The 18,873-nt window shown below is 55.8% G+C and carries 14 protein-coding genes, 2 rRNA genes and 1 pseudogene; 10 read left to right on the top strand and 7 right to left on the bottom strand.

From position 1 onward, the window contains the following. The first annotated feature begins 640 nt into the window (after positions 1 to 640). The gene (locus ACF8AM_RS08135; protein WP_392555155.1) at positions 641 to 1,885 is read left to right on the top strand and encodes a hypothetical protein; all 1,245 of its coding nucleotides are present in this window, start codon (positions 641 to 643) and stop codon (positions 1,883 to 1,885) included. A 67-nt stretch (positions 1,886 to 1,952) separates the two neighbouring features. Continuing rightward, positions 1,953 to 5,606 (top strand): cytochrome c biogenesis protein CcsA, encoded by a 3,654-nt coding sequence (gene ccsA, locus ACF8AM_RS08140; protein WP_392555156.1) that lies wholly within the window; start codon positions 1,953 to 1,955, stop codon positions 5,604 to 5,606. Between the two features lie 320 nt (positions 5,607 to 5,926). On the opposite strand, the gene ACF8AM_RS08145 is transcribed toward ccsA, so the two are convergent. Next, a complete protein-coding gene (locus ACF8AM_RS08145; RefSeq protein ID WP_392555157.1) occupies positions 5,927 to 6,808 on the bottom strand; it encodes a class I SAM-dependent methyltransferase in 882 nt (293 codons plus the stop codon). Next, a complete protein-coding gene (locus ACF8AM_RS08150) occupies positions 6,796 to 7,626 on the bottom strand; it encodes a phosphoribosylformylglycinamidine synthase subunit PurQ (protein ID WP_392555158.1) in 831 nt (276 codons plus the stop codon). The genes ACF8AM_RS08145 and ACF8AM_RS08150 overlap by 13 nt, the downstream gene beginning before the upstream one ends. Positions 7,627 to 7,835: 209 nt before the next feature. Between ACF8AM_RS08150 and ACF8AM_RS08155 the strand changes: the two genes are divergently transcribed. Further along, complete coding sequence (locus ACF8AM_RS08155; RefSeq protein WP_392555159.1) at positions 7,836 to 8,495, top strand: Uma2 family endonuclease; 660 nt, start codon at positions 7,836 to 7,838, stop codon at positions 8,493 to 8,495. Positions 8,496 to 8,788: 293 nt separating this feature from the next. Further along, on the top strand, positions 8,789 to 10,177 hold the full coding sequence (locus ACF8AM_RS08160) for an aspartate aminotransferase family protein (protein WP_392555160.1): 1,389 nt from the start codon (positions 8,789 to 8,791) through the stop codon (positions 10,175 to 10,177). 129 nt (positions 10,178 to 10,306) lie between these two features. On the opposite strand, the gene ACF8AM_RS08165 is transcribed toward ACF8AM_RS08160, so the two are convergent. Together ACF8AM_RS08165 and ACF8AM_RS08170 are read right to left on the bottom strand one after the other, a co-directional pair. Then, the gene (locus ACF8AM_RS08165; RefSeq protein ID WP_392555161.1) at positions 10,307 to 11,533 is read right to left on the bottom strand and encodes a metallophosphoesterase; all 1,227 of its coding nucleotides are present in this window, start codon (positions 11,531 to 11,533) and stop codon (positions 10,307 to 10,309) included. Then, positions 11,530 to 12,051: a SixA phosphatase family protein gene (locus ACF8AM_RS08170; protein ID WP_392555162.1), complete on the bottom strand. Its 522-nt coding sequence runs from the start codon at positions 12,049 to 12,051 to the stop codon at positions 11,530 to 11,532. The genes ACF8AM_RS08165 and ACF8AM_RS08170 overlap by 4 nt, the downstream gene beginning before the upstream one ends. A gap of 98 nt (positions 12,052 to 12,149) precedes the next feature. Between ACF8AM_RS08170 and ACF8AM_RS08175 the strand changes: the two genes are divergently transcribed. After that, the gene (locus ACF8AM_RS08175; RefSeq protein WP_392555163.1) at positions 12,150 to 13,529 is read left to right on the top strand and encodes a PQQ-binding-like beta-propeller repeat protein; all 1,380 of its coding nucleotides are present in this window, start codon (positions 12,150 to 12,152) and stop codon (positions 13,527 to 13,529) included. Positions 13,530 to 13,965: 436 nt separating this feature from the next. Continuing rightward, on the top strand, positions 13,966 to 14,430 hold the full coding sequence (locus ACF8AM_RS08180) for an EVE domain-containing protein (RefSeq protein WP_392555164.1): 465 nt from the start codon (positions 13,966 to 13,968) through the stop codon (positions 14,428 to 14,430). Between the two features lie 51 nt (positions 14,431 to 14,481). Here the strand turns inward: ACF8AM_RS08180 and ACF8AM_RS08185 are convergent, their stop codons facing one another. Beyond that, on the bottom strand, positions 14,482 to 14,961 hold the full coding sequence (locus tag ACF8AM_RS08185; RefSeq protein ID WP_392555167.1) for a DUF6960 family protein: 480 nt from the start codon (positions 14,959 to 14,961) through the stop codon (positions 14,482 to 14,484). A 309-nt stretch (positions 14,962 to 15,270) separates the two neighbouring features. Between ACF8AM_RS08185 and ACF8AM_RS08190 the strand changes: the two genes are divergently transcribed. The 4 genes and pseudogenes from ACF8AM_RS08190 (at position 15,271) to ACF8AM_RS08205 (ending at position 17,985) form a co-directional block, all read left to right on the top strand. After that, positions 15,271 to 15,891 (top strand): peptidylprolyl isomerase, encoded by a 621-nt coding sequence (locus ACF8AM_RS08190; RefSeq protein WP_392555165.1) that lies wholly within the window; start codon positions 15,271 to 15,273, stop codon positions 15,889 to 15,891. Between the two features lie 831 nt (positions 15,892 to 16,722). Beyond that, positions 16,723 to 17,007 (top strand): annotated as a pseudogene (locus ACF8AM_RS08195) (DUF58 domain-containing protein); the annotation flags it as partial. A 117-nt stretch (positions 17,008 to 17,124) separates the two neighbouring features. Then, on the top strand, positions 17,125 to 17,592 hold the full coding sequence (locus ACF8AM_RS08200; protein ID WP_392555168.1) for a hypothetical protein: 468 nt from the start codon (positions 17,125 to 17,127) through the stop codon (positions 17,590 to 17,592). Between the two features lie 132 nt (positions 17,593 to 17,724). Then, positions 17,725 to 17,985 carry a hypothetical protein gene (locus tag ACF8AM_RS08205; protein ID WP_392555166.1) on the top strand — a complete coding sequence of 87 codons (261 nt, stop codon included), beginning with the start codon at positions 17,725 to 17,727 and terminating at the stop codon, positions 17,983 to 17,985. Between the two features lie 440 nt (positions 17,986 to 18,425). Here ACF8AM_RS08205 and rrf read toward each other — a convergent pair. Further along, positions 18,426 to 18,534: ribosomal RNA gene (gene rrf, locus ACF8AM_RS08210) — 5S ribosomal RNA — on the bottom strand. Positions 18,535 to 18,641: 107 nt separating this feature from the next. Next, positions 18,642 to 18,873 (bottom strand): 23S ribosomal RNA (locus ACF8AM_RS08215); the annotation flags it as partial.

Raw genomic sequence — 18,873 nt, forward strand, 5'->3', positions numbered from 1 at the left:
GGATACGATAAAATAGGTGCCGGAAAGGATTTTTTTTATTACCCCTATTCAAACGTCTTGTTTGCTCGCTACGCTTACCCTCAAACCAAAACGCCCGCTTTCAAAGGCGTGGTTGTCCGCGTCGTGCCGGAGTGATCGCGATTCCACACACCGGCGCCAGACCGACGACAGCCGAAAAAGCGATGAAGTCGCGGCAGGTTCTAGCCATTGGCGTCAGCCGATGAACAACGCAGCAAATCATTTCCCCAAGTCCCGAAAGGAATGACAGACCGCAGAACCAATCCGCTCCTGTCACCCCTCGGGGCTTGCCGAATTCGCCCGAATTCCGACTTCCCTCCCGAAACCGTCCCAGCCCCCGCGCCCGCGACGGTTTGCCACCCCCTCCACTGAAAACACCCCGCTCACGCAATCCATTGACTTCATCATGAGAACAATTCGGACTGCAGTCGCGTTTCAATAGTCATAGCAGCTAATCTGAGCTTGGATTCGCGTGAAAATCAGTCACCATGATGGATGGCGGTTTTCAATCTGCATTTCAGTTGGAATTGCCAGGTTTGGGCCGTTTCCATGCAATTTGCCCCGCTGCTCCCCGCCCCCAACACTCTTCGTCGTCCCACCTATGCCGTCCCCCATTCATCGAATGCCTGATTTCCGCCGGACGTCATGCGTCCCGATCATCGCCAGCATCTTTTGCCTTGGCTGGTTGAGTGTCCTGGCTGGATGTTCACAAGAAGCACCGATCATCACTTATCAGGTGCCAACCAAAATGCCCGCGGTTTTGGCCGCCGAAGACACTCGCATGGTCGCTGCGATCTTGCCGCAAAAGGACCAAGCTTGGTTCTTCAAAATCATGGGTCGCAAATCTGCGGTCGATTCGATCGACGACACCTTCCGTGAGTTTGTTGAAAACATCGAGTTCGAAGACGGCAAACCGAACTTGGATTCGGCCCCTTCGGACTGGCGCAAAGGTGCCGACCGAGCAATGCGTTTCGCGTCCTTCGACATCAACACTCCCGTTCAACAGCTCGACCTCAGCGTCTCCCAACTTTCCCGCATGGACGACTGGTCGGAACTGGTCGCCATGAACGTCAACCGATGGCGAAAACAAGTCGGACTTTCTGACAGCAAAGAAGAATGGGCCTCCGCGGAGACCATGACTTGGTCGGGATCAGACTCGGAAGAGTTTGCCGATGCTCCCGCGATTTGGGTCGACGTCACCGGGCGTCCTGCGGATTCCGGGCCGCCCATGATGGCTGGCGGAGCACCGTTCGCCTCGATGGCAGGTGGCCCCATGACAGGTGGCCCTTCCAGTGCCCCCCCCGCATCCGACCCTCACGCCGGCTTGCCACGCGATGCACAGGAGGCGATCGAACAAGCCAAGGCCAGTGGCAAATCGATGCCAGCCCCAAAAGAGAAGGCCTTCCCAAAGGCTGCCGACAGCGACGACGCCCCCAAATCGGATCCCGCTCTCGACTTCGATCGCCCCGAAGGATGGCGTGACGGACGAATGAGCATGATGCGGATGGCGGCGTTCAATGCAGGCCCTGAAAAATCCTCCGCCGAGATCACTGTCATCACCGCCGGTGGCGATTTGCGAGGCAACGTGGCGAGATGGATGGGACAGGTTGAGGGCGGCCAACCCGACGACGCCGATGTCGATGAAGCTCTCGAATCCGCCGAGAAACTGACCGTTGCCGGACGCGACGCCCAACGGTTCATCCTTCATCCGAAAGACAAGAGCGACGACCAAGCCTCCTCGATTGATGCGACGATCGTGCCGCTCGAAAATGATTTCAGCCTGTTCATTAAAATGGTTGGTCCAGCCGACGTGATCGCGGACCAAGACGAAGCGATGCGAAGTTTTTTGAAGTCCTTGAAGTACTGACTTTCAAAGCACACGCCCTGCCCTCACCGCCGCTCATTTGGCGAACCCACCTTCCAAGAGTCTTTCGATGGCATCCGTCACCAACGATACCCACGCCACTGACGATCGCGTTTCATCCATCGCGGATTGGCTCGCCCCTTCGCGGTTACTCGCATTGGCAGGATCTCTTAAGTTCACCGTCGCGTTATTCGCGTTTTCGATTGTGCTCGTGTTGGTTGGCACGTTGGCACAAGACGAGATGAACATGCAGGAAGTCAAACAACGATACTTCCTCTCATGGATCGCTCCGCTACACCTCGACGATTTCTTCCCACAAGCGTTCTACCGTCACGCACAACCGATTCCAGGCATCTTACCGTTTCCCGGTGGAGCGATGATCGGATTGCTGCTGATGGTCAACCTGATTGCAGCCAAGATCACTCGGTTCCGACTGCAAGCCAGCGGCGGTCGCTTGGCCGCAGGGCTCGCGTTCTTGGTCGCTGGCATCATCGTGGCTGGCATCATCGTCTTCACCGGACACAACGATGACGGACTGCAAGGGACACCTCCGAAATGGTTGTCCTACGATCGGCTGTGGGCAGTGGTGCTCGCTGGCTTATCCGTCGGTGCGGTTGCGACGGGCGTGATGGCATCCTCAGTCAAACTCCCCATCCTTCGGTGGCTGACATACTTTGTTTCCGCCACATTGGGACTGGTCGTCGTCTACTGCTTGTTCACGGGGACTCGCATCGACGATCCCGGACTGCGGATCGTCTGGCAACTCGCCAAAGGAGTGGGCGCCGGCCTGATCATGCTGGTCGGATGTCAGTTGGCGTTTGGCAAACAAGGCGGCAATGTGCTACTGCACCTTGGCGTTGGCTTGCTGATGGTCGGCCAGTTTGCTTTTGGTGACCGTCAAACGGAACAGCGTCTCAGTCTTGTGGAAGGGCAATCCACCAACACGTTCGTCAACCTGGATGAAGTCGAACTTCAATTCATTCACACCGAAGGTGACATTCAAAACGTTGTCGCGGTTCCGGCTCAGCGGTTGGCCAGCGCCGCGGCGAGCGAGTCCACGATCGTGAACGAATCACTACCCGTCAAAATCAAAGTTCTGAACTACTTTGAAAATGCCGGCATCCAAGAGCACCAGGACGACTCTCCCGCCACCCAAGGAATCGGCCTGGAAGTCTCTGCGGCTGAACGCCCCAAATCGGGCGGTGCGGACATGGCGATGAATCTCCCCGCCGCTTATGTCGAACTCATCGATCCCGAATCCGATGAATCTCTCGGTGTCTTCTTGGTGAGCCAGTCGATCAACGACCGTGAGATGTTGGTTCCCGACGGAACATCCAAAGACATGTTCGATTCCGTCACCGTGGGTGAAAAAGAATACGAAATCGGCTTGCGTTTGCACCGCGAAGTCAAACCGTACTGGGTTCAGCTCGAAGACGTTCGACGGGTCAACTACAGCGGCACCGAAACACCACGCGACTACTCGTCCTTCATCCGCATCGTTGACGGTGAAACCGGCGAGGACCGCAAGGAACGCGTATGGATGAACAACCCGCTTCGCTATCGCGGCGAAACGTTTTACCAATCGAACTACACGCCACTTCCTGGCGGCAAAGAGCTGACCGGAATCCAAGTCGTCCGCAATTCCGGTTGGTTGATTCCCTATGTCGCCTGCAGCATCACCGGGCTGGGAATGCTGGTTCACTTCTGGGGAACACTCACTCGATTCATCTCACGTCGCCGTCGTGAAAACGAACGAGCGTTGGCCGAATTCGGCAGCGAGGAATCCGCTGGCGATTCCAAATTTACAGATGGCATCGAGGTCACCGCCACTCCCGCCTCTCGGAAGAACCTGCCCGTCATCGTATACCTCGCGGCAGTCGCAGCGCTGGTCACCGTGGTCCTCGCCCCCAGTGTTTCGATGAAGAACAAATTGAAGCCCGTCGATCGTGCCAACGAATTTGACTTGGCAGCTCTCGGACGAATTCCCGTCCAGTACGGTGGTCGCGTGATGCCGCTCGACGCGTACGCTCGACAAACCATGAAAGCGATGACCAACAAGGATTCACTGCCACTCGATGCGGCCCCCAGTGAAATCAAGGACCGAGTCGAAACCAAGAAGCTATCCGCGGTTCAGTGGCTGATGGAAGTCGCGATTGACGAACCAGCACTACGTTACTTGCCAATGTTCCGCATTGATGCCGAAGAAATTCGCGCCGAACTCGACCTGGATCGCCGTGAGAGCAAACTCTATTCGCTCGATGACATCGGCCAGAACCTGGAGCGATTCACAAAGATGGTCGAAGACGCTCGTGCAAAGGAATCACTCGATCAAGACTTCAAAGACAAGAAGGCGATCGAACTGGACATGCGAACGCGGCAGTACACCGTGGCCGCCGCCGCGATGCGTTTGCCAGTGCCCGAAGATATCCCTGCGGAGTTTTTCCCCGAAGGCACCAGCGAACAATCACGCCAACTGTTCGCGTTGCGGCAACTTGAAAGACAGATGAACAGCCTGGCCCAAATGCCGGCTCCGGCGATCATCCCACCTTCGATGGAACAGGCCACCAACAGCGAACAACAACCCGATTGGACCGCGTTCGCTCCCGCTTTCTTCAACATGGCCAAGAACGGTATCGCTCCCGAAGACAGCCCAGCCGGCATTCGCACCTTCGGTGAGTTGATTCGCGATTATGGCGAAGGCGACCCGGCCGCATTCAACCAAGCCGTCGACGAGCATTTGGCTGCGGTCCAGGCCTACAACATCTCCGGTTACGATCACTTTGCCGTGTCGCTGGAACAATGGCTGGGTGCCGCCAACCCAACCGCGATTGCAACCGGACTTTATATCCTGGCGATCATCTTGGGGCTGATCTACTTCGCGGTGGATTCGCCTCGGCTGGGCAATGCGGTTTGGGGAACCATCGCGATCGCGTTCATCATTCACACGATCGTGATTCTGTCCCGGGTGTACATCACCGGCCGTGCTCCGGTCATCAACCTTTACTCATCGGCAATTTTCATCGGCTGGGCGGCCGTGCTATTCGGCTTGGTCGTTGAGCGCATCTTCCGTTACGGCACCGGCAACATGCTCGCCGCCGTCGCTGGCATGATGACTTTGCGAGTCGCCTACAACCTGACGCTGAACGTCGGCCAAGCCGAAACGATGGGTGTGCTGCAAGCGGTGCTGGACACTCAGTTCTGGCTCAGCACGCACGTGATCAGCGTTTCACTCGGATACGTTGCAACGCTGGTCGCTGGCTTGCTCGGAATTGGGTATCTCATCTCCGGTTGGATCAACGCCAGCGATCGCGCCCGTCGCGATTTGTATCGCTGTGTCTACGGAGCCTCCTGCTTTGGCATCCTGTTCAGCTTCATCGGCACCGTGCTCGGCGGGCTTTGGGCCGACGATTCCTGGGGTCGTTTCTGGGGCTGGGACCCGAAAGAAAACGGTGCGCTGTTGATCGTGATCTGGAACGCACTGATGCTTCATGCTCGCTGGGACGGCATGGTGAAGGCACGCGGATTCGCCATTTTGGCGATCGGCGGCAACATCATCACAGCTTGGAGTTGGTTCGGTACCAACGAACTGGGAATTGGCCTGCACAGCTATGGCTTCACCGAAGGCATGCTTCGCAACTTGGCGATCTTCTTCGCCACCCAATTCGCATTCATCGCCGCGGGTCTGCTGATCCCTTCCCGCAGTCCGCTCTCCGATGAATCGTAAAAACCTCTTTGCAAAAATTCGCGGGAATCAATTTGCGATCCTTGTCGCATCAGGATGCCGGGTGAACCAGGCTTGGTCGTCAAGTGATGTGCTGTCGCGCGGCGGTCCTCGCCGTAACTGAGGTTTCGTTCTCGGTGGGGACCACCGAGTTACAGGTTGGCGTCTGAACTCTGGCGACCCCGGCAACCACATTTCAGGTCGTAGGCCAGGTTCCACCTGGCGACCACGCCGATGCTTTGGAACAAAGCGAGGCGTCCCTCAACGAGCCAACGCGAAGGTCAGGAAAACCGGCCAACAACCATCGCCCGGTGGAACCTGGCCTACGGCAATGACTTCGCCGATTCTTCCAAGCGTCGAAACACGTACTCGTTGCAGCCCCATCCGGATCCAACGGTGGTCAGGTTGTCGAGGACAAACCCTTTTTCACGCAGCGGTAGGATGATGGCTTCTGGTGTGGCGACCTCAAACGGAAGGCCACCAATCCAATCGACCCAGTCATGCCAGGCGTTCATGCCGCGATCCGATTTCTTCGCTCGCCAATCTGCGAACGGTAGCGGATTGCGGCCTCGGGCCAGCCTCGCGAGTGCAAATTTCAGTTCGTAGCAACCAGCGACCAGAACGACGTACGCCGGGCGTAGAAAAGCAGGCAGACGATGATAGCCCTGCTTGATTCGCAACCATCTTCGGCTCCCTCCGCCTTGATCGTTGTAGATCGCGATCGCGTACTGACCACCAGGTGCGACCACCGATGAGGTTGCCTCAATCGCCGTGTTCATTTGGCCGGTGTGATGGAGCACTCCCCAACTGTAGACAACGTCGAACGGCCCCAGCGAAGCCAGCCACTCCGCATCGAGCGCCGAGCCTTGGTGAACCTGCCATTGCTCAGCGACAGACGGGTTCTCCGCGACCGCTCGCTCACGAAGAGCCCGTGTGCAAGCCACGCTGTCATCGTCCAAATCCACGCTGACGACTTCGGCACCCATCGAAACAGCCGCCAAAGAAAACAGACCGCTGCCCGATCCGATGTCGAGCAACCGTTTGCCCGCCAGTGATTCCACTTGCAAGAGCGACTTCAAAGAAGACGTCGCGTGCTGCAACCGTTCGGCATCAAACTGATCCAGGAACGACGCCCAGTTCTTGCCAAATGCGAACCGAGTTTCCGACTCTTCGACGGGCGTCACGGGCTCGCTCAAGCAAACCACTCCACCGCGTTTCGGAACATCTTCAATCCTTCGCCGTGTTCGGGCTGCTCTTTGCGACGAGTCCAAAACGGATGCTGAGTCGGATCGATGTGTCGTTCGGGGTGCGGCATCAAACCAAACACCCGGCCGCTGGCATCACACACCCCGGCCACATTGGCGTCACCGCCGTTGGGATTGATCGGGAACGGCAACGTCTCGGATTGGATCTCACCCGATGGCTCGCAGTATCGTAGAGCCAATCGTCCAGCCGATCGCAGCTCTTCCAACACCTCTGCGTCGCGGGCGATGAACTTGCCTTCAGCGTGAGCCATTGGCAAATACATTTGTTCGATGTCTCGCAGGAACACGCACGGCGTTTTGTCGACGGCCAAATTCACCCAGCGATCTTCGAATCGACCGTGATTGTTCCAGGTCAATGTGGCGGGTGGAACGGAGTCGTCTGCCGATTCGGCGGGTCCGCCCGCGGTTTGTAATTGCCCGACGCCGCTGGTCAAAACGCCCAACCGCATCAGCACCTGCATCCCGTTGCAAATCCCCAGCACCAGATTGTCGCCGCTGTCGACGAAGTGATGCATCAGGTCACCCAGGTGACGCCGCATCCGAGTTGCCAAAATCCGTCCCGCCGCGATGTCATCGCCGTAGCTGAATCCACCGGGAAGACAAAGGATTTGGTAGCGGCTCGCCAAAGCCGCGTTTTCCATCAGTCGCCCGACGTGGACGCGTTCGGCGACCGCACCGGCCAACTCAAAGGCATGAGCGGTTTCGACATCGCAGTTGGTACCGGGAGCACGCAGGACGAGAACGCGAGGCTGAGGCATGGAAAAGCAGCTTTTCAGGCAGGAAGGTGAACAAAATCCAATCCGCAAAGCTTAGTTTTTCGTGTCATCCGTCGGAAGTGTCTGCCCCGCCAGAGAACCGTTTTTTCGGGGGATGGCACTCCGAAGGGTCAAAAGTAGCAGTGGCCCGAAAGCGAGGCTAAACTACTCAGGTTCGACCGCCGCTGCAGCCCTGATCACCGGAACCTTCGATGGACTCCCTCGACGAACTGATTCGACCGATTCGTCATTCACCGCAACTGCCGTTGTTGGTCGATCGTTTGACGCAGCAACTTCAAGCCGAACGCGACGCCAGAGACCGTTTCTATGACGAGATGACGCCCGAACAAAAAATCGAGTTCATTGACGGAGAGGTCATTTTGCATTCGCCCGCTCGAAACCGTCATTTGGACGCCACGCTCAATGTCGCAAAACTGATCCACACCTTCGTAGCACGTCATCGCTTGGGCACGGTCAAAGCGGAAAAGTGCCTCTGCGTTTTCCCACGAAACGATTACGAACCAGAGATCGTCTTTTTCGGCCTTGAAAAAACTTCCCAAGTTGAACCCGAGACGATGAAATTCCCGGTACCGGATTTAGCCGTGGAGGTCTTGTCGCCATCAACCGAGGCACGCGATCGCGGCGTCAAATTCGAAGACTATGCCGCCAATGGGGTCGGTGAATACTGGATCATCAGCACCGAAGAGGCGACCGTCGAGCAATTCGTTCTCGAGAAGGGGACCTACCATTTGCGAATGAAATCCTCCTCGGGACGCCTGGTCAGCACCGTTGTCACCGGCCTGGAGCTGGAAGTCGAAGCCCTCTTCGACGAAGAGAAGAACCTCGCGGCACTCGCCCAGATTCTGGCTTAAAGAACTTCGGGGAATGGAGTGGCATGCTGCGAACCGAGTCGCTTCAGGGGGTGGGTCGACGAAACTCACCCAACACCCAAAAAAAATAGGAAAACAGTTCTACTCATGTGTCGTTTTAAGACCACCAAGGACCCCAAAAGCGCGAAGTGGTGAGGGTCCGAATTCTTGGCGAATCCGGCTACATAGTGGGCCTGTGATTGCCAAGAACCGAACCGGGAACCAAGATGCGTGCTCTCTGTTGTAGCTCGGGGGATCCCCTCGTTTGATACCGTTTTCGCCAATCGCTTTTGAACATGCGTCACGCCGTATCACTTCGTCAGGACCCCCGAATCGCACAAGCCAAGCAATTGATTGCCGAAGCAATGCGTGATCATTCCGCTTCCATGACGGATGTTTCGCCGAGCGATCCCGACCAATCGACGAGCTACCAAACCCTGATCGACGGGTTCACCTCCGCCCGAGGCGGCCCACCCATCTGGCCTTACTTTGCGTCCGGACTTGGAAACGGTCCCTACGTCGAACTGGCCGACGGCAGCGTCAAACTGGATTTCATCGGCGGAATCGGCGTGCACGGCGGCGGTCACTCCAATCCCGACCTGGTCTCGGCCAGCATCGATGCGGCGATCGAAGACACGGTCATGCAGGGGAATCTGCAGCAGAACCCAGCCAGCGTCGAAATGATGCAACGACTCGTCTCGCTCGCGTCCGAATCGGGAGCACCGCTCGAACACGTATTGCTTTCCACCAGCGGCGCGATGGCGAACGAGAACGCATTGAAACTCGCCTTCCACCACCGACAACCCGCCGACCGAATCATCGCCTTTGACAATGCGTTCGCCGGTCGATCGATCGCGCTGGCTGCTTTGACCGACCGCCCCGCCTACCGAAACGGTTTCCCCCAAGCGATCCAGGTCGACTACTTGCCCTTCCTGCATCCTGACCATCCCGAGAAATCTCAACGATGGGCGGTCGATGAATTGAAACGATTGCTCCAACGCTATCCAGGAAAACACGCGGCATTCTGGGCGGAACCAATTGCTGGCGAAGGCGGCTACTACCCCGGCAGCCACGATTTTTTCACGGCATTGTGCGAGCCACTGCGGGAAGCGGGCGTGCCGGTCATCTTTGATGAAGTGCAAACGTTCTCACGAACCAGCCGACCATTTGCGTTTCAACATTACGGCCTGGACCAATTCGCCGACATCGTCACCGTAGGTAAGATCACTCAGGTCTGCGCGACGCTGTACCGAAACGACTTCCACCCCAAGGCACCGATCCTCAGCCAAACGTTCACCGGATCGACTGCCGCGATTTCGACCGGACTGGCGACGTTGGATGCATTGCAATCCACCAAATGCTTCGGTGCGGACGGCGGAAACATGAAACGCCACGCCTACTTTGCCGAGCAACTTCAAAAGCTTGTCGATAAATATCCCGGTGCGATTTCAGGTCCTTTTGGCGAAGGCATGATGATCGTGTTCACCCCCGGAGAAGGCACACTCGATCACGCCAAGTTGCTGATGAACTTGATGTTCGAAGAAGGCTTGCTCGGATTCCTCTGCGGAGCCGAACCGGCTCGCTTGCGTTTCTTACCGCCACCGATGATCACCAACAACGATCACATCGACGCGGCGATCAAGTTGCTCGACCGATCCCTCGAAAAGTTCGTTTCGCAAAAGTAAGAATCGAAACGTGGTGGACGAAGCAATGAGTCCCTCCCTGTTCCCAGAGTCCGAATTCTTGGCGAATCCGGCTACTTGGATGGACGTCCAAATTCTCGGCGAATCCGGCGACGGAGATCATGTTGCGGATTACGAACCTGGACATCGCAGTGTGATCAGCGACAGCTCAGGCCGACAACGAATTCGCAACAGGTGAACTCCACTGAGTCCCCGCGAAACGTGCAGGGTCGTCGGCGATCGATAAAAATCTCCCGATGCCCAACGACTGCCGTGCCAACTGGGGCTCAAGATCGGACCGGCCAACGGCAATCGACCTTGCCCGCCATGGGTGTGACCAGCCAACATCAGATCCACCTCGTTCCGGCGACACCAATCGAATTGATCAGGACTGTGGGAAAGACAAAGTCGAAAGTTCCCATTGCTCTCCGACATGACAGCATCATCCGGCCGAGTGAACCAAGGCCACTCGTTCCCCAACAATTGACAATTGAGCGAACGCAGCGACACCGTTTCAACCTTCCCGCCAACATCAATCCATCCGGCGTCCGTCATGCGATCCCGCACCACGTCTGGATCCGAAACACGCGTGTCATGGTTACCGAGCACGAAGTAACAACCGTCTGTTGCTCGCGCGGGCGAAAACAAATCATGCAACCAAGCCACGCAAGGTTGCTTGTCGACAATGTCGCCCGTCAGTGCCATCAAATCAGGCGACCACTGCGTGGCGATTGAAACCGCGTGAGCCGTGAAGTCAGGTGCGACTTGCCCCGTCAAATGAATGTCTGACAGATGAGCGATTTTGTATCCGTCGAGTGGCTCCGGCAGACCAACCACGGGCAACTCAATCTGCTCCACCGCCATTTCAAAGATTTGGTTCATCGGCACCTTCGCCGCCCATCGACACTTGCGAGTCCGGGGCAAAGTCCGTCCGGTTTGTTTGGAAACGTCATGCAACTCGATATTCCGTTTCGCAGACACGTGCTGGAATCTCCAAATCGGTCGCCACAACAACCACAAGCAGCCAAATAGTGTTCCCAAGACAAGGCAAAGCATCGCATAGGCCAGCAAACCAACGGGAAGGATTTCCAACCTGACTTCACCACGCAACCAACTGCCAATTGGCTGATAGAAGCCCCATCCCAAAACGAAGGGTGTGATCCAGGTTTCCGCAAAAGCGATCTTTTCAGTTCGTTTGATTATCGATCGCTTCCATCCCAGCGAGTTCAATCGGTTGTAGAACGTCAGTCGCAATCCAAAGTGTGCAAGCAAAACAGCAGCCAGCAACAAGATGCGAAAAAACGGCTCCGCAAAAAAAGTGTCCAAATGATTGGCCAGTGGTTGAAGGAAAGCGATCATGGAAGCTGCTTCGGCCGGATCTCTTTCCAGACTTCGCAATTCTCTGGACCAAGTTCATCCGACCAAGACGAAACCTCGCATTCGAATACCGCCAGCCCCGCGGTAGGAAAACCACACGAGTGCCCCAACAATTCGCTCGCCGCCGCACTGATCCCCGGATTGTGTCCCAAAACGAGCAAAGTTTCCGGAGTGCTACTCGCCGTTCCGTTTTTATCGGCCAGCCACAACTCGGTCGAACGGATCATTTGGAAGATCGCCGATGCGGATGCCAAATAAAGATCCAATGAAAAATGGGTTGGGACAGGCAATTCCCAACGCGAATTAAGAAATGCCGCCGTTTCGCGAGTCCGCTTGGAATCAGATGAAAGCAAAAAATCGGGTTGGCAACCATTGTCCTGCATCCAACCTGCAATTCTCGGGGCGTCGCGACGTCCGCGGGAGTTCAGCGGCCGTTCGTGATCCGACAAACGAGCGTCGGCCCAGTCACTTTTCGCGTGACGCATCAAAATCAATCGCATTCGGTTTCGATCAGTCGAAGGGAAGACAAAGCGGTTTGAACGAGCAAAAGAACATATAGTACGGATCGGTTCCCATCCCAATTTTCGGACTTCAAAATATGCGTGCAGCTTCTCTTTCCCAGTTCTTGCCCTTGGATTTCGGTTCATTCGCCCGATGCAAGTTGCTCACACTCGGGTTGATTGCCACCACCTCGTCGCTAGCGTCCGCCGACGACTGGTCCGGCTGGATGGGTGATCAACGCGATGGGGTCTATCGCGAAACAGGTATTGTGGACTCAATTCCCGAATCAGGCTTGGAACTTAAATGGCGGGCCAAGATCGCGGGCGGTTACGCGGGCCCCTCTGTTGCCGATGGGCGTGTTTTTGTTTTCGATTATGCACGCCGGCAAGGCGAAGCCTTCAATGACCCTGGCAAACGAGCGGACCTGTCCGGCGACGAACGACTGATCGTTTTGGACGCAGAAACCGGCAAAGAACTGTGGCGGCACGAATACGAACGTCCCTACAGCATTTCCTATCCCGCGGGACCTCGATGCACCCCCACCGTGGATGACGACCGAGTCTACATCCTTGGAAGTGAAGGCGATTTGCGATGCTTGTCGGTCACCGATGGCGAACTGATCTGGAGCCGGAATTTCACCTCGGACTTTGGTGCCGAAGTTCCGATCTGGGGATTTTCAGCTCATCCGCTGATCGAAGGGGACCTGCTTTACACGATGGTGGGTGGTGACGGACAAGGCGTCGTCGCGTTCGACAAAATGACCGGCGATGTCCGCTGGAAACAACTTGACAGCAACGCCGGATACTGTGCCCCATCGATTCTGAATCAAGGCGATCAAACCCAGTTGCTGGTGTTTTCCCCGACCGGTGTTCACGGACTGAATTTGATCTCCGGCGAACCCATCTGGAACGTTGAACTCAGCCCCATGTTCGACATGTCGATCGCCGTCCCCGCCGTGGAAGGAAACCGAATCTACGCCAGCGGAATCCGCACGGAATCGGTGATGTTCGAACTCGACGAAAACGCGACCGCCGCCAAAGAACTCTGGCGTGGCGAACGTGACCACTCGGTCTTTTCCAGCAACAGCCCCGCCGTGTTCGTGGATGGGGTGGTCTACGGGACTGATTGCAATGTGGGTGAATTGATCGCTTTTGATGCCAAAGATGGCAACCGTTTGTGGTCCACCTTCCAAGCCACCCAACCTGACGAAAAGCGATTCATCAAACACGGCACCGCCTTTCTGACCCGCTTGGGCGACTCCGATCGTTTTTTGGTTTTCTCAGAAAATGGCGATTTGATGATCGCCACGCTTTCCAAAGATGGTTTCGAAGAACACGGACGTTTCCATGCGATCGAACCCACCGGCGAAGCGTTCGGACGCTCCGTCGCGTGGACTCATCCAGCCTACGCGAACCAAACGGCTTTCATTCGAAACGACCAAGAAATCGTTGCCTACAGCTTGGCAAAACCAGAGTGAATTCCCGTCGCCTAAGCTTCTGAAATTCAAAATGCCTCGGTGTTCAACCACCGGGGCATTTTCAATGGCTATCGACAATGATTTGGCCGACAAAAAGCCAAACGGCGGTGAATGCGATGCCCAATGCAGTGTGAATTGCGTCAACGTTCATATTAGTCTCAGGCCAATGGCGTGACCCCGCGTCGAAACACGAGACCGCGCATGGAAAACGGATACAAGGCCGTTTCCATGGCCTGAATTAAGCAGCCGCAATCATGCGGAAGCAGACGAATTCGTTTCATCAACACACAATGGAGGTGTGTCTTCTTGAGTGATCGGCACGGCTCCGAAACAATTCGATGAAAAATCGACGCCCCCGCACAGATTGACTCAACCGAACACTCGCACCTGCCCGCCCCCCAAACACACGCAGCGCAAACTGATGAAATACTGGCTGATGAAAACGGAACCGAACACTTTCAGCATTGACGACCTAGCGGAACAACCCGATCAAATCACCTGCTGGGAAGGCGTTCGCAATTACCAAGCGCGCAACCTGCTTCGAGATGAGATTGAAGAAGGTGACCGCGTTCTGTTTTATCACTCCGCCTGCAAAACACCGGCGGTCGTTGGATTGGCGACCGTTTCTCGCGGCGGCTATCCCGACCACCACGCCTGGGACAAAAAAAGCAACTACTTCGACCCCAAGAGTGATCCGGATTCACCAACCTGGTACATGGTCGACATCCAACTCGAGAAAAAACTCGAGCGCCCCGTCACCCTTGCCGAACTGCGTGAAGAGGCCACCCAGGCTGGCAGCCCCTTGGTGGACATGATGCTGCTACGAAAAGGCAGCCGACTGTCCGTCCAACCGGTGACGAAAAAGCAATTCGACCGTGTCGTAAAACTGTCAAAGAAATGAAACGCCACGGGGAGAGAGCGTCAACCGAGCGTCCCGCTCAATGCGCAGCGATCAATCCGTGAATTTCATTCGCTCGCCTGATCCATCCCACTTCGGTGCGGGATGCTCGATTGTGCCTTGCCGAACACGTTGTTTTTCCGACAACAATCGCAGGTGCTCTTTCAAAAACAATCGCGGCAGATCCTGGTCAGCCCGTCTCAGCCGGTAGGCAATTCGCCCTTTCCGACGAACGTAGTACATGCCGACCACTTCACCCACAAAGAGATCTCGCTCCATCCCCAGCCCGATGGTTTCGACCTCGTCCCCAAGATCCAATCCCTCCGCTTTGATCTGCAACCAGAGAGCGGGACGCAAACGAAACTTCCATTTTCCGTAACTGCAATGGTAGTAGGTCCCATCAAAGGAATCCCGCCGAATGACACGCTCACTTGGCAACAACTTCGTCACAACAGAAACGTCGTCCGGGTGGATCCATCCCTGACCATCTTCCGGCCACCGCGGAAAAATCCCGTACTGTGGAAATTCAATCAAAACATCACTCGTGGGTTCCAAAGAAATCAGCAAACCGTCGCGATTCGCGTCCAAACCGGAACTCAACCGCCAATTTTAAAAAACCGCCCCGGCAATTTTCATCAAACCACACCGGGCTTTCGTGCGTCTGACTGCATGAACCAATCGTTCTCAAAACGATGCCGCGTCCTCGACGACCGCCGTCATCCCACTTCATTACCGAGAAGACATGAGATGGGGTTGGAGACGATCCTGCAGATCTGGTTCAATGTGAGCAAAGACCGTTACCCTTCGCGGGCAACTCCCCCATTCTCCCTTCAAAAGTTTGCCATGACTGTTCGTGCTTTCGCTTTGTCGCTCGTTGCCATCTCAAGCTTTGGCTTGTTTGCCGCCTCGGCCTCCCCCTCGTTCGCAGCGGATCCCGCCAAAGGAGAGATCACTCACAAGGTCTATTTCGATGTCTCGATTGGAAAAGAGCCTGCCGGACGAATCGTGATTGGACTGTTCGGGAAAGATGTTCCCAAAACAGTCGAAAACTTCCGGGCATTGTCGACCGGAGAAAAAGGCGAAGGCAAATCCGGCGTTCCATTGGATTTCGAAGGCAGTGCATTTCACCGTGTTATCCCAGGATTCATGCTGCAAGGTGGTGACTTCACTGCAGGCAACGGCACCGGCGGAGAAAGCATCTATGGAGCTAAATTTGCCGACGAAAACTTCAAATTCCAGCACACCACTCCCGGCTTGCTGAGCATGGCCAACGCTGGCCCCAACACCAATGGTTCGCAATTCTTCATCACCGTCGCCCCCACTCCTTGGCTAGACGGCAAACACGTCGTCTTCGGTCGTGTTGTCGAAGGGATGGATGTCGTCAAGAAGATTGAGGCCCAAGGCAGCCAATCCGGCCGCACTCGCCAATTGATCAAGATCACTGAAGCCGGCGAAGTGAAATAAACCACGTCGCTAGGAAAAACCGGGCGAACGCCCAATTCACCTGAACGCTCGCGTCGTCGACCTGGAAAACTGTTCCAAGTCGACGGCGTTTTTTTGTGCCTTGCATCTCTTGCACAACAAGAACCGCCCCACCCCACAACCACGATCCGGTCAATTGCGTGATAGACTGCTGACTCCCGTCGCGCTCCTCTTTGACCTCTCCAACCCGGCCGAGTCTTCATGGGTTTCGGAAACCGCTTTCAAACTCTTTTTCAAATCGCGAGCCAATGGCCTTGGCTGCTGCTGGTCCTCGCGAGTTTGCCGCTGGTAATCGCAGCATTTTGGTTGCGAATCTACCCGACCCGCCGCTGGGTGGCATTGTTGGGATCGAGCCTCGTTCTCAGTGTCGCGGTGGTCTTCTTTCCAAACCTACTCGTCGTTCTCGGTCTGCTCGACGGAATGATTTTCGTCGTCACAGGCATCGACTGCGTTCTTCACCTGGTTGCGACCCAAAAGATGCGTGGCTCAGGTTTGACCGTGGAACGCAACGTCTCCCGGACTGGTTCACTTGGCGTCCCGCTGGACTGCTCTCTTTCATTGCAGAACCACACTCAAATGAGAATGAAAGGACTCCTGCGCGATGATGTGCCAAATTCTTTTGTTTCTACCCCTGAGCAACACCAACTGGACCTGCCTCCCGGTCTGCAACTGAGATTACACCGGAAACTCACGCCCCACCGTCGAGGCGCATTCCACCTCGACCGCGTCGATCTCAAATTATTCAGCCCCCTGGGGCTTTGGCAGCGGCACATTTCTCGAAAACTCGAGAGCCGGCTGAATGTCTTCCCCGACATGAAACAACTTTCCGACTACGCCCTTTTGGCTCGAACTGACCGCTTGAGCCTCATCGGCGTCCGAAGAACCCGCCGAATCGGCCAAGACAGTGACTTCGAACGCCTCCGCGACTACACGCGAGACGACAATTACCGACATATCGATTGGCGAAGCACTGCCCGGCGAAACAAATTGACCGTCCGCCAGTTCCAAAGCGATCAAAGTCAGCGTCTGATTTTCCTGCTGGACTGCGGACGGATGATGACCAATCAACGGAAAGGCTATTCCCTGCTTGATCATGCGCTCAATTCCATCCTGATGATGTCCTATGTGGCACTTCACCAGGGCGATTCCGTCGGAATGATTTGTTTCAGCAATACAATCCATGCCTACCTCCCGCCAAGAGGAGGCGCTAGTCAAATGAATCGTCTGCTCCAAGCTGGATTCGACCAATTCCCTCGAATGGTTGAATCTCGATATGACCAGGCCTTCCTCTACCTCAACTCACACTGCAAACGACGTTCGCTCGTGACCCTCACGACCAATATCGTCGACGAGGTCAACGCGGAAGTCGTCGCCGACCATCTCTCAAACCTCACTGGAACACACCTTCCTCTGGCAGTCGTCCTCCGAGACCGCGAAATGTTCGACGCAGCTGACTACCCTGCCGAAGTCCTCCAAACCGCCGGAAACGCGCCCGCACCCAAGCAACTCGATGAAACGTTGACTTACCGTGCTGCCGCAGCCGCGGAAATGCTCGTCTGGAGGGAACAAGTCCTTTCAGGTCTACGCCACAAAGGGGTCCTCGTTGTCGACGCCTACCCCGATGAACTCAGTGCCCCCATGGTGAACCAATACCTGCAGGTCAAAGCACAACACCTGCTGTAACGATTGCACCAAACAAAGCAAAAACCACGGTCAACCCGCGCACTCCCCCCTCGCTCAATATCCAGCACCCCAAGCGACGATTTCAAAGACTGTCTACCAAACCCAAAGACGAGTCACACGGAGTGAAATCGAATGTGGAGAAGTCTCTTTTTAGCCGTTGGAATCATGATGGTGATCCTCGGCGTCGAAACCATGCTCATCGACTCCGCAACCGTCTACGCAGCGGCCGATTCCAGCGCCGTTGAATTCATGGACCCAGGCGTGACTCCCGCCCAAACCACCAAAGTCTGGACACCCACTGAGCGATTTCCTTGGGTGATGTTGGCGGTCGGAGCTGTCGTGATTCTCTACGCCATCACCCTCCCTAAACGCTGGGGACGGGGAGGCGAATGAAATAGCCCCAGTAAATCCACATCAATTCAAAAGCCACGGCTCCATTCAATGGCCGTGGCTTTTTTCGTGGCCGAACGGCTTCGATCAACCAGCCCAAAGGCAATTGCATGCCCCAAGCGTCAGGCCGGACACAACCGCCACCCCGTTGATAACTGCCTGCCGAGTCCTGAGTCCTGAGTCCTGAGTCCTGAGTCCTGAGTCCTGAGTCCTGCGTCCTGAGTCCTGAGTCCTGAGGCCTGAGTCCTGAGTCCTGAGTCCTGAGGCCCTGAGGCCCTGAGGCCTGAGTCCTGAGTCCTGAGTCCTGAGTCCTGAGTCCTGAGTCCTGAGTCCTGAGTCCTGAGGCCCTGAGGCCCTGAGGCCCTGAGGCCCTGTGCCCCTCCACCACTTTCCCACCGCGCAAAAAAAAACCCTCCTGAGAAAACTCAGAAGGGTTTTTAAAAATCCGGCAAGACCTACTTTCACGCTGGTGGGCACTATCATCGGCTCTGAAAGCTTGACTGCTGTGTTCGGAATGGGAACAGGTATAACCTTTCAGATATGATCGCCGGAAAGACCTTACGACGAATGTTTCGCCGCCGTAAGGCCAGTTGTTTGGTAGTTGAACAAGTTAACTTCTTGAAGCCGATCCGACTGGACCGCATGAGTGCGGGATATCGGTGGCCAAACTTTCGCCCGTTAGTATTGGTTTGCTTAATGCATTACTGCACTTACACGTCCAACCTATCAACCTGGTAGTCTTCCAGGGGACTTTCGACTAATGTCTACGAATCCTTATCTCTGGGCGGGCTTCACGCTTAGATGCTTTCAGCGTTTATCCTTTCCGAAGTTAGCTATCCAGCCGTGCCGCTAGCGCGACAACTGGTACACCAGAGCTTCGTCCAACTAAAT

Source organism: Rhodopirellula sp. JB055 (assembly GCF_043100905.1).
GTDB lineage: Bacteria > Planctomycetota > Planctomycetia > Pirellulales > Pirellulaceae > Rhodopirellula.

Coding starts and splice junctions, on each gene's coding strand:
- ACF8AM_RS08170 (WP_392555162.1), bottom strand. CDS start 12,051: ATGCGATTGATTTTGATGCGTCACGCGAAAAGTGACTGGGCCGACGCT.
- ACF8AM_RS08175 (WP_392555163.1), top strand. CDS start 12,150: ATGCGTGCAGCTTCTCTTTCCCAGTTCTTGCCCTTGGATTTCGGTTCA.
- ACF8AM_RS08135 (WP_392555155.1), top strand. CDS start 641: ATGCCTGATTTCCGCCGGACGTCATGCGTCCCGATCATCGCCAGCATC.
- ACF8AM_RS08180 (WP_392555164.1), top strand. CDS start 13,966: ATGAAAACGGAACCGAACACTTTCAGCATTGACGACCTAGCGGAACAA.
- ACF8AM_RS08165 (WP_392555161.1), bottom strand. CDS start 11,533: ATGATCGCTTTCCTTCAACCACTGGCCAATCATTTGGACACTTTTTTT.
- ACF8AM_RS08200 (WP_392555168.1), top strand. CDS start 17,125: ATGAATCGTCTGCTCCAAGCTGGATTCGACCAATTCCCTCGAATGGTT.
- ccsA (WP_392555156.1), top strand. CDS start 1,953: ATGGCATCCGTCACCAACGATACCCACGCCACTGACGATCGCGTTTCA.
- ACF8AM_RS08160 (WP_392555160.1), top strand. CDS start 8,789: ATGCGTCACGCCGTATCACTTCGTCAGGACCCCCGAATCGCACAAGCC.
- ACF8AM_RS08205 (WP_392555166.1), top strand. CDS start 17,725: ATGTGGAGAAGTCTCTTTTTAGCCGTTGGAATCATGATGGTGATCCTC.
- ACF8AM_RS08155 (WP_392555159.1), top strand. CDS start 7,836: ATGGACTCCCTCGACGAACTGATTCGACCGATTCGTCATTCACCGCAA.
- ACF8AM_RS08190 (WP_392555165.1), top strand. CDS start 15,271: ATGACTGTTCGTGCTTTCGCTTTGTCGCTCGTTGCCATCTCAAGCTTT.
- ACF8AM_RS08150 (WP_392555158.1), bottom strand. CDS start 7,626: ATGCCTCAGCCTCGCGTTCTCGTCCTGCGTGCTCCCGGTACCAACTGC.